14 protein-coding genes are annotated in these 14,465 nt (G+C 64.2%); 9 read left to right on the forward strand and 5 right to left on the reverse strand.

The genetic code is table 11. The annotated features are described in order from the left end of the window. Nucleotides 1-176: 176 nt before the first annotated feature. The 5 genes from AC5RUU_RS02425 to AC5RUU_RS02445 all read left to right on the forward strand — a co-directional run bounded on the left by AC5RUU_RS02425 (nt 177) and on the right by AC5RUU_RS02445 (nt 4,499). Nucleotides 177-656 carry a hypothetical protein gene (locus AC5RUU_RS02425; RefSeq protein ID WP_493973607.1) on the forward strand — a complete coding sequence of 160 codons (480 nt, stop codon included), beginning with the start codon at nt 177-179 and terminating at the stop codon, nt 654-656. Then, nucleotides 653-2,116: an esterase/lipase family protein gene (locus AC5RUU_RS02430; RefSeq protein ID WP_493973608.1), complete on the forward strand. Its 1,464-nt coding sequence runs from the start codon at nt 653-655 to the stop codon at nt 2,114-2,116. Before AC5RUU_RS02425 ends, AC5RUU_RS02430 begins: the two co-directional genes overlap by 4 nt. A 42-nt stretch (nt 2,117-2,158) precedes the next feature. Then, nucleotides 2,159-2,902 carry a hypothetical protein gene (locus tag AC5RUU_RS02435; protein ID WP_493973609.1) on the forward strand — a complete coding sequence of 248 codons (744 nt, stop codon included), beginning with the start codon at nt 2,159-2,161 and terminating at the stop codon, nt 2,900-2,902. Nucleotides 2,903-2,941: 39 nt separating this feature from the next. Beyond that, a complete protein-coding gene (locus AC5RUU_RS02440) occupies nt 2,942-3,415 on the forward strand; it encodes a DUF4870 domain-containing protein (protein ID WP_493973610.1) in 474 nt (157 codons plus the stop codon). A gap of 262 nt (nt 3,416-3,677) precedes the next feature. Further along, entirely contained in the window at nt 3,678-4,499 is an 822-nt protein-coding gene (locus AC5RUU_RS02445) for an SGNH/GDSL hydrolase family protein (protein ID WP_493973611.1), read from the forward strand. Nucleotides 4,500-4,550: 51 nt separating this feature from the next. On the opposite strand, the gene AC5RUU_RS02450 is transcribed toward AC5RUU_RS02445, so the two are convergent. Next, a complete protein-coding gene (locus AC5RUU_RS02450; protein WP_493973612.1) occupies nt 4,551-5,000 on the reverse strand; it encodes a MarR family winged helix-turn-helix transcriptional regulator in 450 nt (149 codons plus the stop codon). Between the two features lie 143 nt (nt 5,001-5,143). Here AC5RUU_RS02450 and AC5RUU_RS02455 point away from each other — a divergent pair, with 143 nt between their 5' ends. Continuing rightward, nucleotides 5,144-5,959 carry an alpha/beta fold hydrolase gene (locus tag AC5RUU_RS02455; RefSeq protein ID WP_493973613.1) on the forward strand — a complete coding sequence of 272 codons (816 nt, stop codon included), beginning with the start codon at nt 5,144-5,146 and terminating at the stop codon, nt 5,957-5,959. Between the two features lie 2 nt (nt 5,960-5,961). Further along, nucleotides 5,962-6,372: a hypothetical protein gene (locus AC5RUU_RS02460; protein ID WP_493973614.1), complete on the forward strand. Its 411-nt coding sequence runs from the start codon at nt 5,962-5,964 to the stop codon at nt 6,370-6,372. A gap of 6 nt (nt 6,373-6,378) precedes the next feature. Here the strand turns inward: AC5RUU_RS02460 and AC5RUU_RS02465 are convergent, their stop codons facing one another. From AC5RUU_RS02465 to pdhA, 3 genes are read right to left on the reverse strand one after another with little or no spacing between them, the layout of a single operon-like run. Beyond that, on the reverse strand, nt 6,379-7,854 hold the full coding sequence (locus AC5RUU_RS02465) for a dihydrolipoamide acetyltransferase family protein (RefSeq protein WP_493973615.1): 1,476 nt from the start codon (nt 7,852-7,854) through the stop codon (nt 6,379-6,381). Between the two features lie 2 nt (nt 7,855-7,856). Further along, complete coding sequence (locus AC5RUU_RS02470; protein ID WP_493973616.1) at nt 7,857-8,969, reverse strand: alpha-ketoacid dehydrogenase subunit beta; 1,113 nt, start codon at nt 8,967-8,969, stop codon at nt 7,857-7,859. Further along, nucleotides 8,966-10,258, reverse strand: coding sequence for a pyruvate dehydrogenase (acetyl-transferring) E1 component subunit alpha (gene pdhA, locus AC5RUU_RS02475; protein WP_493973617.1), 1,293 nt, complete (start codon nt 10,256-10,258; stop codon nt 8,966-8,968). The genes AC5RUU_RS02470 and pdhA overlap by 4 nt, the downstream gene beginning before the upstream one ends. Nucleotides 10,259-10,728: 470 nt before the next feature. On the opposite strand from pdhA, the gene AC5RUU_RS02480 reads away from it, so the two are divergent. Then, nucleotides 10,729-10,950 (forward strand): hypothetical protein, encoded by a 222-nt coding sequence (locus tag AC5RUU_RS02480; RefSeq protein WP_493973618.1) that lies wholly within the window; start codon nt 10,729-10,731, stop codon nt 10,948-10,950. A gap of 127 nt (nt 10,951-11,077) precedes the next feature. Beyond that, entirely contained in the window at nt 11,078-11,542 is a 465-nt protein-coding gene (locus AC5RUU_RS02485; RefSeq protein WP_493973684.1) for an Lrp/AsnC family transcriptional regulator, read from the forward strand. Nucleotides 11,543-11,644: 102 nt separating this feature from the next. Here the strand turns inward: AC5RUU_RS02485 and AC5RUU_RS02490 are convergent, their stop codons facing one another. Continuing rightward, nucleotides 11,645-14,395, reverse strand: coding sequence for a DUF7035 domain-containing protein (locus tag AC5RUU_RS02490; protein WP_493973619.1), 2,751 nt, complete (start codon nt 14,393-14,395; stop codon nt 11,645-11,647). Nucleotides 14,396-14,465: the final 70 nt, after the last annotated feature.

Below are 14,465 nucleotides of genomic sequence, written 5' to 3' on the forward strand. Positions count from 1 at the left end.
CCCTCCCCCAGTGCCCGGCAAGCGGTGGCGGGTTCGGCTGCCGGCTGCAAACCGATTGCTGATGTCCCCTCTTCAGGGGACATCTGCTGCCAGGGGCAGCCCGCGGCACGCCAGAGATCGCCTCCGCTCACTAGGTTTATGACGACCGCGGACATAGACCAGGACAAGGGGGCCACGTGAGTCGACGCAGATCCGGTTGGGTCATCCTCGCGGCGGGGTTGCTGCTGGTGGCTGGGGTCGCGCTGTGGATGGTCGGATCAACCGCAGGGCGGCTCCCAGCACCGGCAGCGCCTACCCAGGAGCCGGCCGCAGCTACCCAATCCGCGGCCCCGTCATCCTCGGCCACCGCAGGCGACATGGACGAACGGGTGCCTTCGGATAAGGAGCTTGGCGACCTGGAAGCGGCCATGGCCTCTTCAGACCTCCCAGAGTTGGTCCCCTACCTGCCCATCAGCGCAAGCCAAAGCGCTGACCCTGGCTTCGCTTCCCGCCTCGCAACAATGGGCCTCAAGGTAGAGCCCTCCTCCTTGCAGCTCATTGAGCCCGGCCTGTGGTCAGTGGCGGCAGCAGACTCGGCTGGCCAGAAATGGTCCATCGGGTTGGTCCGCACCCACGGACAACTGCGCATGTTTTCCGCTGAGAAGGCAGCGGAATGAAGAAGTTGCTTCATCTGATGCTGGCCATCGCGCTAACCATGACGCTGCCGGTATCCAGCGCCCAGGCGGAAGACGGCGCACCCGGCCAAACTGAATGCCGTCACCCCCAGCCGTCCCCACTTCCGGCACGAATAACAGCCCGCCCCGTCGTCTACGTTCACGGGTGGCTGGGATCGTCGTCAGGCCATGGAGCCGGCCCAACACTACTGAAAGAGGGCCTGGAGCCCGAATATAAGGTGTTGGCCTTCGATTATTCCTTCGCGAACACGGTATGGGGTGCAACTGGAGAGGCGGCGTCCTGCCTTGCCGATTTCATTCGCCAGGTGTCGGCAGCGATGCCGGACGGCGACCGGAAGGTCCTTGTGGTCGGGCACTCCATGGGCGGCATCGTCATCCGTGCAGCCGGTGGCATCTTGGCAAGATCGGGCCAGGGCAGCATTCTGGGAGGGGCGGTAAGCCTGGGGACGCCGTACTCCGGTTCGCCTTGGGGAGGAACCGTCTACGCCGACATGCTCCAGGGGATGCGCAGCGCCGGCCTTGATCCTGTGCTGGCCGGCATGCCGGGGGCAGAAACGTCTGCGGCGGCTTGTCTGGCCATTCCCCTCCCCCGTGACTGTGCGAGCTTTCCTTACCTTCCTGCAAGTACGAAATACGCGATGGTCGGCTCGCAAGTCATCATTGAAAGACGGCTTTTCGGACTCAAATTCATGTCAGCCGATATTCCCCTGTTCGGGGACGTTATTGTTCCAAAACTGTCGGCGACCGGATACATCAATACGTCCTCGGATACCCGGCCATCGGGAAAGTTCTGGGGAGAAACAATCATCGAATGTAAGCATACGGCCGGGTATCTGTCGCATCGTTTGATACGAAGCCGATCCGTTGCAGGGACAGCTGCCGCGTTGATCGGAACTACGGTCGAAGCGTTGGGCGACCAGCGCGCCTTGGACATGATGATGGAAGGCAAGGCCGATGTGTCCCAAATTCCTCTGCTCGTTCCCGGCCTCTTCTCGGATTGCTTCCATAATGCGCTTCCTGACAACCAGAAGGCCATTAATGCCGTTATTGGCTATTTGAAGAAGATGGAGCCTCCTATCTCCGCCACGGACGGTCCAGGTCCTGACGAGGGACAGGACCTGGGTGACCTCGCCGTCCTTACCGGACGGTGGCAGGGGCCGGTCTACGGTGCTCAGAAGGGGTATGACCTGGTCCTTGATCTAAGCCACCGCAACGGAACACTGTCCGGGCTTGTTGACTATCCGCAGCTGACCTGCAGCGGAACCTGGACCCAGACGGATCGAACCGGGACGCGGGCGCGGTTTGAAGAACGTATAGATAAAGACCTAAACAACCGCTGCGTGAAACGAGTGGACGTAACTCTCAGCAGAACCGAGGCCGGGCTGCATGTCCGTCTCAAAGGCTTCGTGGGCTTCATTGAGGCCGACCTGGTCAGGCCTTGAACCCAAGCCCACTACCGACGGGAATACAACATGAAGAGGCAAATGACCGCAGCCATCCTGGGTGCCGCATTGGGACTCACGGGCTGCACAAGCCAGATACCGGAAACCGGGCACACTGCCGGGGCCGCCGCAACCGGGGAAGCTCCTGCCCAGAAGCCGCCAGTTCCACTGCGAAATTACACCGCCGACCAAATACTTCAGGTACTTGAAGGCTTGCGGGATTCGGAAGGTGCTAAACCCGCCCAGCTGCTTAGCCACGAGGCCATGGTGGCACAGTCCGAAGCGAATGCGAACATGACGCGGCCGTCCGCGTTCACACCGGAAATCACACCTGAGGGCTGCAAGCCCTTCGTCAATCTGGCACCCACTCTTGAGGACGGATTAACCACAGGGGTTGCCATGTTTTCGTCCGCTACGGGCAAGACGACCATGATCATGGCTGCCGTGGACCCCATCAACGGCCATGGCAAACGAGCCGAAACGAATGCCTCCGTAGTGAAGGAATGCGGGAACATCACCATGAAAATAGCCGGCCAGGAGGCCAAGCTCACCATGACTGAGGTGGAACTGGAGACCGAAGCGGAAAACTCGTTGGCAGTCCGCGCAGCTGGAACGCTGGTTGGAACGGAGCTGAACATGGTGAGCTTCACTGCCAACACAGGCAGTGTCCTGCTCAGCGGGGCGGCAATCTCAAGCTCAAACTTCGATGAACCGGCCGTGCTTCAGGACCTGTCCGAGATCATTCAGGACGCCCTGGACGGTTTCGCTGAACTCCCGGGCGCTTGACGTCCTTCCCCGAAAAATCACGTAGAACAGGAATACACAATGAGCCAACCCGAGGCCAGCAGCCCCTACCCGCAACAGCCCACCGACCCTCCCGCCGTGAACCACGCGCCACTTGAAAGCTCTTCCCCAGCGGGCAGCCCAACGCTTTATCGGCCGCCGGTGCCTCCATCGGAGTACCAGCTGAACCCCTATGACGACAAACAGTGGGGGACGATAGCGCACTTCGGCGGCCTCACAGGTTTCATCCCCGCCCTCGTCATCTACCTTGTCTTCAAGGATCGAGGACGTTTTGCACGCCAGGAGTCCGGAGAAGCCCTCAACTTCCATGTCAACGTTGTTGCCGCGAATATCGTGTGCCTAGTCTTTTCCCTTATCCCATTTGTCGGCTTGCTGTTTAGCCTCGCGCTTTTTGGGCTATGGATCGCGATCATCGTCTTGTCCATTCTGGCTGGAATGTCCGCCTCTAAGGGCCAGCCCTATCGCTATCCCATTCCACTGCGCATCGTTTCCTGACAAATTCCGGAAGCCGGTGGAGCCGGCAGCGGCATATGGCTCAACAACGCTGGAGTAACGCCGAAGGAGGTGTTCTTAAACCGTCGTTTCACCCAGGCGCCAGATGCCTGCCGCCACGACTGGCACGATTTGAAGACAAGGGAGCATGATGAAACCACCATCTCGGGAACCAGGAACTGCACGTGGTGAATCAGCCCCACGCCCCGCCCGTGTTCGCTATACCCGGCGTTTCGGAGCACTCGCCGTTGTTGTCGCCGGACTGTTGGCTGGCTCGGCAGCCACCCCGGCTGCCGCACATGATTCCGAACCTTTGGATTACGTGGCCCTGGGGGATTCCTACACGTCGGGCATCGGTGCCCCGAACGTCAGAGTCTCCCCGCTGTATTTTGTAAATCCAGCGGACCCAACGGATCCGAGGCAATGCTTCCAGGCATCGCCGGGCTATGCGGATGTGCTGGACAAATGGGGTGTCGTCGAGCTCGATGGCAACGCCGCCTGCTCGGGGTGGACCGCCGCCATGGTGCCCGTCCAGGTCAAAGTGGCAGCGGATGCCGGGCTGCTGAACGAAAAAACGGACTTGGTCACCATTACGGTTGGCGGCAATGACGTCAGTTTCCTGGAGATCCTCGGTAAGTGCATGGCCCCCAGCCCCCTGGACGCCTGCAAAACGGCAGTCAAGTCCGCGGAAGCCTTTGCTAAGTCAGAGCTCCGGACAGCCCTGACCAATGCCTACGCTGCCGTCCGCGCCAAGGCACCCAAGGCCACCATCGTCGCGCTGGGGTATCCGCACCTGTTCTCCCCGGAATTCGGTGACAAGCCCTACATCACGGTCGAAGCGGCCAAGGTGTTCAACGACGGCACGGACACGTTGAACAAGGTCATCAGGAAGGCGGCCAAGCAGCTCCGCGGAACGGTGTATGTCGATGTCACTGACGAGTTCAACGGGCATGGCATCGGTTCGCCCGCATCCTGGTTCGTATTCGACGGAAGTATGGCCAGCTTCCACCCGAATGAGGCCGGCTATGGCAAAGGCTACGCTGCGGCCATCGCCCGCGAAGCGGTTGTCCCCGCGCTCCGCGACTGACGCCATGGTGATTTACGACGGCGGCTGGGCAGCGATGCCGACGCTGACTCCTTACTGAAACCGCTTGGGCGGCCCGTGGTCCTGCCTGCCGGGTTTGCGGGTGGCGTCCAGTACGTCCTGCAGGGTTTGTAGGGCTGCTTCGAAGCGCTGCTCTCCCGCATATGAGCCCCACAGTTGTTCCAGCTCCCGAACTTTGGCCGATGCCTCCCGCAGCATCTGCAGCCCGCGGGTGGACGGGAAGATGAGTTTCGCCCGGGCATCAGATGGGTCAGGCCTGCGTTCCAGGTACCCCAGCGCCTGCAACTCATTTACCAGCTCGGAGGTGGCAGCAAGGCTTAGCTGCGCGCGCTCAGCCAAGGCGGTCAGGCGGATTCCCTTGGTGCCGAGGTTGCCGGTGATCTGCAGATGAGCCAGGCGGATGTCCCCGTAGCCGTGGGATTCCGCTTCGTCCAGGAGCTCGCGGCGGAACTCAGCCAGCAGGCGCACCAGCAACTGTCCCACGGGAAGCCTCGGGCGCTCGGAATCTCTTGACGGCGGCAGGGGCACGGAGGAAACTTTATCCCATAAGCTTCGGAAACCGAAGTAAATTCTTTCCTCACTGCTGCACTTGGAGGCCGGAGATGCCCTCGGATTCTTCGTCGACAATGATTGGGACAACACTGGGTCCCCTTGCGGTCCGTCGCATCGGCGCCGGCCCGCCGGCGTTCCTATGGCACAGTCTGTTTGTTGATTCCGGAACCTTTGACGGCGTCGTGGAGGATCTGGGACGGCAACGTGAACTTTTCCTGGTGGACGGGCCCGGGCACGGCGGCAGCCCGGGGATCCGCAGGCGCTATTCACTGGAGGACTGCGCCGCCGCTGCCGCCCAGATCCTGGATGCGTTGGATATTTCTGCCCCCGTGGACTGGGTAGGCAACGCTTGGGGCGGGCATGTGGGCATCGTCTTTGCGCACAGGTTCCCTGACCGGTGCCGAACGCTGGCCACCATCGGCACGCCCCCGTATCCGTTGACCCCTGCCGAACGCCGGCAGGCAGCCCTGCTGGTCTACCTTTACCGGGTCCTGGGGCCGGCCCCCTTCAGCGGGAGCCTGGTAGAGGCGCTGGCCGGGCATGGTGCGGCGAAAACAGCACCGGCGGCCGCCGCGGCGGTGAGCGATGCGTTCCGCCGCGGTAACAGGCACGGTAAGTACTGGGCAATGCAGTCGGTGATGCTGCACCGCCCCGATCTCCGCCCGGTCCTACCTCTCGTGCAGGCGCCCACCCTTATGCTGGTGGGCCGGGACGATCCCATGAATGACCCGGCGGAAGCCGAACGGGCGGCACGCAGCGTTCCGGACTGGCGGTTTGCGCGTGTGACAGGCGGCGGCCACGTGGCTCCGCTCCTGTTAGCACCGCGCGAAGTCACCCGGCACGTCCTTGCCTTCTGGTCTGAGAAGCAGAACCGGCAAGCGGCGGCCTGAGCATGTCACCGGCGCGGGAACTGGCTGTACCAATCGGGGCATTGATTGGTTGGGCCGGCCTTTTCGCCCACAATCTCGCCGAGTTGCCCGGACAGGGCTTCCTCAGCCCTGAATCGCTCGTCCCGTTCCTGGCCACTGCCCTGCTGGTGGCCGGATGGTTCACTCCGGCCCGGAGGGCGGCGACGATAGCCTTGCTGTGCTGGGGCCTGCTGGGTTTCTTTGGCGGAGGCGTACTCAGCGTCCTGCCCCTGCCGTTCCTCCCGTTCGCGCCGGCGCAAACTGTCAGCCATTACCTCGTCCACGGCGTTTACGCCCTGGCCCAGGTGCCGCTCATTCTTGCCACGGCGGCATGGCTCCGCGCGCACCATGGACCGGCCGGCGGCGCCCCTCGCGGGGTACCGCCCGGCCGATGAGGACACTCAGATGTCCGCCAGGAGGGTGGTTGGGTTTTCGATGGCGTCGGCCACGAAGCGGAGGAAGCCGGCGGCGGTTCCGCCGTCGCAGACGCGGTGGTCGAAGGTCAGCGTCAGCTCGGTGACCTTGCGGACGGCCAGTTCGCCGTTGACCACCCAGGGCTTGTCGATGATCCGGCCCACGCCGAGGATGGCCACCTCAGGGTGGTTGATGATCGCCGCGGACCCGTCCACGCCGAAAACTCCGTAGTTGTTCAGCGTGAAGGTTCCGCTGCCGAGTTCGGTGGGGGTGGCCTTGCCCTGGCGGGCGACGTCGGCCAGCCGGCGGATCTCCGTGTCCAGTTCCCGGGCACTCATCTTCTCAGCGCCGCGGACAGACGGCACCACCAGGCCCCGGTCCGTCTGGGCGGCGATGCCCAGGTTGATCCCGTCGAACGAGACGATCTCCTGGGATGCGTCGGACGCGGTTTCGATGCGCGTGTTCAGCTCCGGGTACTTTTTTAGCCCAGCTGTGACAAAACGCGCGATGAACGCCAGCAGACCCGGCACGTCCGAGCCACCAGCCTTGAGACCCTCGCGCAGTTCCAGCAAAGCTGTAGCATCCACGTCCACCCAGACGGTCGCCTCGGGAATTTCCGAGCGGCTGCGGGCCATGTTCGCGGCAACGGCCTTGCGCACTCCCCTCACCGGCGTGCGCGAGGAGATGGGCAGGCCCGTGCGGGCGTCGGTGGTTGTCCTGTCGGTGGTTGAGGATTCCACGAGCCGGGTTTCAACCGGTTTGGTTTCCACCGGATGGATGGCAGCCTCGACGTCGCGGCGCATGATCAGTCCGCTCTCGCCGGAGCCCTGGAGCTCACCCAGATCTACCCCGTGCTCGCGGGCCATGCGGCGGACCAGCGGGGAGATCACAGCGCCGAGCTTGCCGGGAACGCGCGTGCGGAGCAGGGAAAGATCGTCCGCCCCGCTGGCCGACGTCGAAACCGCAGGCTCAACCACTGCAACCGAGCCCTTCCGGGCGCGGGCTCGCCGGGCGGTGCCGTGACCTCCCGGAGTGCCGTAGCCGATCAGCACGTTCCCGGACCCGGCCTTTTCCTCCTCGCGGTACGCCTCGGCTTCCACGTTGGCAGGCTCACCTTCACCAGACCCAGCCACCGGCTCGCCCAGTTCAGTTTCGACGGGCGCAGCCTCTGGTTCGGCAGGGGCGGGGGCCTCAGCCGCCGGCGCAGGCCCGCCCACCGAAACAGGCGTCACCGAGATCAGCGGCTTCCCCACGTCGATGGTCTCCCCCGGCTGCCCGTGCAGCTCAGCCACAACGCCGGCATACGGGGAAGGCACCTCAACAGTTGATTTGGCCGTCTCCACCTCGGCGATCGGCTGGTCCACGGAGATCGAGTCGCCCACGGCAACGTGCCAGGACACCAGTTCGGCTTCCGTGAGCCCCTCGCCCAGGTCAGGCAATAAAAACACTTTGGTTTCACTCATGGTCAGTCCTCCCACTGAAGGTCGTCGACGGCGTCGAGGATGCGGTCCACGCCGGGCAGGTAGTACTTTTCGAGTTTCGGTGCCGGGTACGGGATGTCGAACCCGGTGACGCGGCGTATGGGCGCGGCCAGGTAGTGGAAGCAGCGCTCCTGCACCCGGGCCACGATCTCCGAGGACACGGACGCGAAGCCGTGGGCCTCGGCGATCACCACGGCCCGGCCGGTCTTCCGGACGGACTCGCAAACAGTGGAGTCGTCGAACGGGACGATGGTGCGCACGTCGATGACCTCCAGCGAGCGCCCTTCCAGCGCGGCAGCCTCGGCGGCGGCGAGCGCCGTGGGGACGGACGGCCCGTACGCAATCAGCGTCGCGTCCGTGCCGGGACGCGCGACGGCGGCGCGCCCCTCGGTGGTTTGGCCCGCCGTCGTGCCTTGCCCATGAAGGCGCCGCAGCTCACCCAGGTCCACCAGGTCCTTGGACCAGTACAGCTTCTTGGGTTCCATGAACATCACGGGGTCGTCCGAGTCGATGGCCTCGCGGAGCATCCGGTACCCGTCCGCCACGGTGGCCGGGGTGAACACCTTCAGGCCGGCGGTGTGGGCGTAGTAGGACTCGGAGGAGTCGCAGTGGTGCTCCACTCCCCCGATGCCGCCGCCGTAGGGAACCCGGATCACCATGGGCAGCTTCACGGCACTGCGGGTCCGGTTGTGCATCTTGGCCACGTGGCTGACGATCTGCTCGAACGCCGGGTAGGCGAACGCGTCGAACTGCATCTCGATCACCGGGCGCATCCCGTTGATCGCCATGCCCACGGCCATGCCCACAATGCCGGACTCGGCCAGCGGGGTATCGAAGCAGCGCTGCTCCCCGAATGTCGCGGTCAGCCCGTCGGTGATGCGGAAGACCCCGCCCAGCGTGCCCACGTCCTCGCCGAACACCAGGACGGAGGAATCGGCCTGCATGGCGTCCACCAGCGCCGTGTTCAGCGCCTTTGCCATGGTGACCGGCTGCGGGCCCGCGGCATCCGCGGTGGCTGCGGCGGAGGCCGCGGCGCGCGCGGTGGCGGCGCTGACGTTGCCGTTGGCCTCGGACGAGGTGGTGACGGTGGGGCTCACTTGGCGGCCTCCTGTGCTGCTGCATTCTGTGCTGGGGAGTTCTGCGCTGGGGAGTTCTGCGCTGGGGAGTTCTGGGAGGCGGCGTCGCGGGCAATCTCGTCGGCGAGCATGGCGGACTGTTCCTGCAGTTGCGGCGTGGGTGTTGCGAAGACGTGGCGGAAGAGTTCCTGCGGGTCCACGGGGACGTCCTCGCTGAGGCCTTCGCGCAGCTGGGTGGCAACCGCTTCCGCCTTCTCGGAGATCCGCGCCTCGGCGTCGTCGTCCAGCAGGCCGCGGTCGGTCAGGTAGGTCCGCATCCGGTTGACGGGGTCCTTGGCCCGCCATTCGGCAACTTCGGCGCTTTCCCGGTAGCGGGTGTCGTCGTCGGCGTTGGTATGGGCCTGCATGCGGTAGGTGTTGGCTTCCACCAGCAGGGGGCCGGAGCCTTCCCGGGCCAGCTTCACGGCGCGGTCCAGGACGGCGAGGAGGGCCACGACGTCGTTCCCGTCCACGCGTTCGCCCGCCATGCCGTAGCCCACGGCCTTGTGCGCGAGCGACGGCGCCACGGACTGGTGTGCCAGCGGCACCGAGATGGCGTACTTGTTGTTCTGGACGAAGAAGATGACGGGCAGGTGGAAGACGGCGGCGAAGTTGAGGGCCTCGTGGAAGTCGCCTTCACTGGTGGCGCCGTCGCCGCACATGGCAAGCACCACGGTGTCCTCGCCGCGGAGCTTGGCGGCGTGGGCGACGCCGACGGCGTGCAGCAGCTGCGTGGTCAGCGGGGTGCACTGGATGCCCACGTGGTGCTGGAGGGGATCGAACCCGCCGTGCCAGTCGCCGCGGAAGATGGTCATCACCTGGACGGGGTCCACGCCGCGGGTCATGACGGCGACGGCGTCGCGGTAGGTGGGGAACATCCAGTCGCCGTCCGAGAGGCACAGGGCGGCCGCCACCTGGCAGGCCTCCTGGCCGTGGCTTGACGGATACACGGCCATGCGGCCCTGCCTGACCAGGGCGGAGTTCTGGTCGTTGACGCGGCGTCCGACGACGAGCTTCTCGTACGCGGCAAGCAGTTCGTCGTCGCCGGGCAGGGGGTATTCGTGGCCGGGTTCGGTGCCCTGCTCGCTTTCCGGCAGGAGCCGGCCGGCCGGGTCCACCATCTGGATCTGGTGCCGGGCGGGGAGCATGTAGTCCTCGGCCGTGATGCCGAACTTCTTCACCGCCTCGGTGAGGGCGTCCTCATGAGGCGCCGTGCCGGCCTTGTTGGCGTCGGCGGTGTCCGGTGCGGTGTGGTCTGCGGAGATCGTCATTGGTCCGTTCCTTCTGTTGCCACTATTCCTTCCCAGTATTGACCTGCGGGAGGTTTCGTATCCAGCATCTGCGGAAACCGTGGAGAAGCTGCCTGAATCTGCCTGCACCCGGAGACGAATTGTAAGTGTGACCCAGCTTACGGGCAGGGGCCGTGGACAAAATGGAGACGGGAATCGTGTTCTCCACCTTTTCCTGGATAGGTAACACGTTCCAAGCGGGGGCCAGCGAGGCCTTGACCTCTCCATGTGTGTGGGACCAGACTTCTATGACCGCGGTTGACAAACAATGTTGATTGGTCAGTGTTCGGACGATTCTTTTCCGCTCATCCCAGGGAAAGGACTCCGCACCAGGGGGCAGGAATTTCCTTGAGGGGGCTCCGGGTGCGGCGACAGGCGCGGAGGGGACAGTGCGCTCCCTTCCGTCTCCGGATGATATCGCACAGGAAAATTACAAAGGGTGGGGAACTGTAATGGACATTGACAAGTTGTGGGACCGGCTCGAGCCAGATACGCGGCGCTGGTTGGTGGACAATCCGGGGTGCAGGATCCTTCCCCGCACCATTGCGGCAGAGATCAAGAAGGCCACCGGAGCCGAGTTCGAACAGGACCGGCACGGCGAAAGCATCCTCTCCCCCAGCGACTGCGACTTCATCCGCGCCGCAGCGGAACTCCATGGTGCCCGGCGGCACTGAGTCTGCGTATCCGCGCCCCGGGGAGATGCCTATCCAGTCCCTGCCCTGTCCAGGGAGAAATGTGTCCGCTTACACCTACACTGGAAGACAAATTGTAAGCGTGATGTAGACAGGGGCCGTGGACAAGATGGCGACCAGGGACGCCCGGACGGAACCCGTCCCGCTGGACGACATCGACCGCAGGATCATCGCCGAACTGACCCGGGACGGCCGCATGTCCGTCACGCAGGTGGCCGAGAACGTCCACATCTCCCGGGCGCATGCGTACACCAGGATTGCCAGGCTCACCGGCGAAGGAGTGCTGTCCAGGTTCACTGCGCTCGTCGATCCAATCAAGGCCGGCCTCCGGTCATCGGCTTACGTGACCCTGAAGCTGAAGCAGGACTCCTGGCGCGAACTGCGCGAACGGCTCGGCGCCATCCCCGAGGTGCACCACATCGCCCTGGTGGGCGGCGACTTCGACGTGATCCTGCTGGTCCGCGCAGTGGACAACATCGACCTGCGCCGGGTCATCTTCGACCAGCTGCAGTCCATGCCCGGGGTGCTGGATACCCAGACCTTCCTGGTGTTCGAGGACGTGGATACGCGGTGACGGATGGGGGCAGGGGCCGCGGAACCCGAAAGGGGAACAGCTCGTGGCTTCGAGCCACGAGCTGTTCCCCTTTCAGTAGTGTCTGCCTAACGGTTGCCGGGCCTACTTGGCGTGAATGACGATGCTGCCTCCAGTCAGTACCTGGGCATTCGACGAATCGTCTGCTGCTCCCAGCAAGTTGTCATAGACGACGTTCCCGTCCTTGGTGATCTTGATGCGGAACTTGTCCGTCCCCCCGCCGCCGTTGACTGCACCGTCGGTTGCCGAGAGCAGGAACTTGTACCCCGCCACCCCGTTGACGGTGCCGCTGCCTTTGTACTGCGCCTTCGCCCCTGAGATCACCAGCCATTCATAGCTGGTACTGGAGAAGTTCAGGCCACCGGCGTGGAACTGGAACTCCGTGTTGCCGGTAGGTGTGGCGGCACCTTTTTGGTACTTGGACACGAAACCGAACGTAGCCCGGCCGCTTGCCCCCGGGTCTGCTGTCCAGGCACCGGCCGGGGAAGCGATGTGGCCGCCACCGGTGACAAAACCACCGTTGGGATCGTAAACGACCAGCATCTCGGTGGAGGTCGCGCTCCAGTTCCCCGCCACATCCACGGAACGGACGCCCACTGTGTACACTCCCGGCGCCAGCGTGGTCCCGAACGTGTGGGTCAGCTTGGTTTTGTCTGCGCTGACCGTCAGCGGGGTGCCGTTGCCGGTCCCGGGGTCAGAATCCAGGAAGAACTCCCCGCCGGCTACCCCTGAGAGATTGTCGCTGACGGTGGTGGAGAGGGCGGAGGTCTGGCTCGTGGCCTTGGGGTTGGCTGACAGGGACAGTGCTCCGACGGTGGGTGCCGTCTTATCGATGTTCACCGCAGGTGCACTGGTCGCCGTCGCGGTGTTTCCTGCCAGGTCTGCAACCGAGGCTGTCCTGGTTTGGCCGGCCCCTTCCATGGCTACGGTGTCGTCGCCCGGAACCGTGGCCGGATCGAGCCCGACGCCGGTGTCCCCTGCTGTCCAGTGGATGGTGACGTCGCCGCGGTACCACCCGGCGGCATTCGGTGCGGTTGTGGGTGCTCCGCTGAGGGTGGGAAGCCCGGTATCAACCACTGTGTAACTCACGCTCCGGGTTGCAGTCAGCCCGCCGCCGTCGGTGTAGTTGCAGGTGACCGTCCGGGTCCCCAGTCCGTGGGCGCCCCCGGCGGGACCGATGACTGGCACGGCAGCTTCTCCGGTGTCCTCTGCGTCCGTGACGGTGCAGCCCGGCCTCGGCTCGGACCCTATTTCGTAGGTCGTCTCAGACACCCCGGTCACGTCAACGGTAGGAGGCGTATTGACTGGTCCTTCAACCGTGTAGGTGACGGTGGCTGAACCCGTCTTTCCGCCCCTGTCCGTGTACGAGCAAGAGACGGTGTACTTGCCGCTGGCATCGGGACCGGTGATGGCAGGCTGGACGTTGCCCACCACGCCGTCCTCCCGGTCACGTACGTCGCAGGCTGCGGCCGGGACGGAACCTGCCTGGTACGTGGCCCCATCCTGCACACCGGTCACGGTGACAGCCGGAGGTTCGTTGGCAATGACCACCAGCCCTGCCGGGCCCAGCGGGGCGAGGGCCGCACCGCTACGGCAGACCACATGCTTGACACGGTCCACGACGCATACCTGGTCAACCGTCCAGTTCCCGCTGCGGTCATACGTGGGAAAGGTAACTGCGGCTGATAAGGTCCCGCCCACGATGCGGGGCTGAGTCAGCATCTGGTGGAAGGAGGCCGTCCTGGTAAGGAACTGGGGAGATGCTGTGGCAATGGACGGGCTCTTGAAGGTAACCCATCCAGCCTGCACCCCGGAGAGCTCATCACTGACGTCGATCTCCACGTTGACCGTCCTGGGTGAGGTGGAGACGTCGATGCTTCCGGGGCTGAACCGGTAGGCAGTGATGACGGGATCAGTTGTGTCAGTGGGGTTCGCGGCCACAACGAACGGCCCCTGCAGAATGGCCGCCAGCGCCGCGCCCTGGTATGTGGTCATGTTGTTGGCCCGGTCCAGGACCTGCACAGAATTCACGGTCCAGGTTCCCGGCTCTGAATACTGGGGAACTCCGTTTTCGTGCATTGTCCCGGCACCTGTCGGGGTACCCATCGTTCCTATGCCGGTGAACGTGTGCGCGTTCCGGACGGTGGAGCTGAAATCCACGGCCTGGCCGCTGATGCGCTGCCGGAAAGACGGTGACGTGACGCTGATATTGACGTAGTAGACTCCCGAGCCGCCTTCATCTGTGGCGTCCCATTCGAAGACCGGCATCCCGTCGCCACCGGAAACATCCAGCGGTGAGGGGGACCAACGCACGGCACTGACGGCCGGTTTCGTGGCATCCCTGTTTGACGTCACGGTGAAATCCGCAGCGCCAAAGGCTCGCGCTTCAGCCTCGGAGTAGGAGCGGATGTTTCCCACGGCGTCCGTGGTGGAAGCACCGGATACTTTCCAGACGCCAGACTCCTGCTGGGTGTCAATGGAAATCGAGTGGGAGTAGCTGCCGTTCAGTGCATCTCCGGAGGTCCGGTTCGAGGCTGAGAAAACGAACGTCTGGCCCTGGATCCCGGAGGGGCTGCGGTAGAAGACCCTGGCAACATTCAGGCCCGAAAGATCGTCAGTGATCTGGGCAGTTGCCGTTATGGTGGCAGCGGCCACCCGGACATCCACCGCCGCTGGCGTGGATGAGAAGGCAGCGATTTGCGGTCCGGCGGTGTCCTGCTCGGACCCGACATCCACGGCGAACGCTGGTGGTGACTGCAGGCAGAAGGCGGCTAACACAAGGACTGCTACCACCACGGAAACAAGTCTGTGCGGCTTTGCACTGGTACTGGACATCTGCGCTCCTATGATTCTTGGGCAATTGGGACCCTGCGGCCACGGAGTGCAAGGATGCCGAACGAGCCTC

This window comes from Arthrobacter sp. K4-10C, assembly GCF_059090085.1.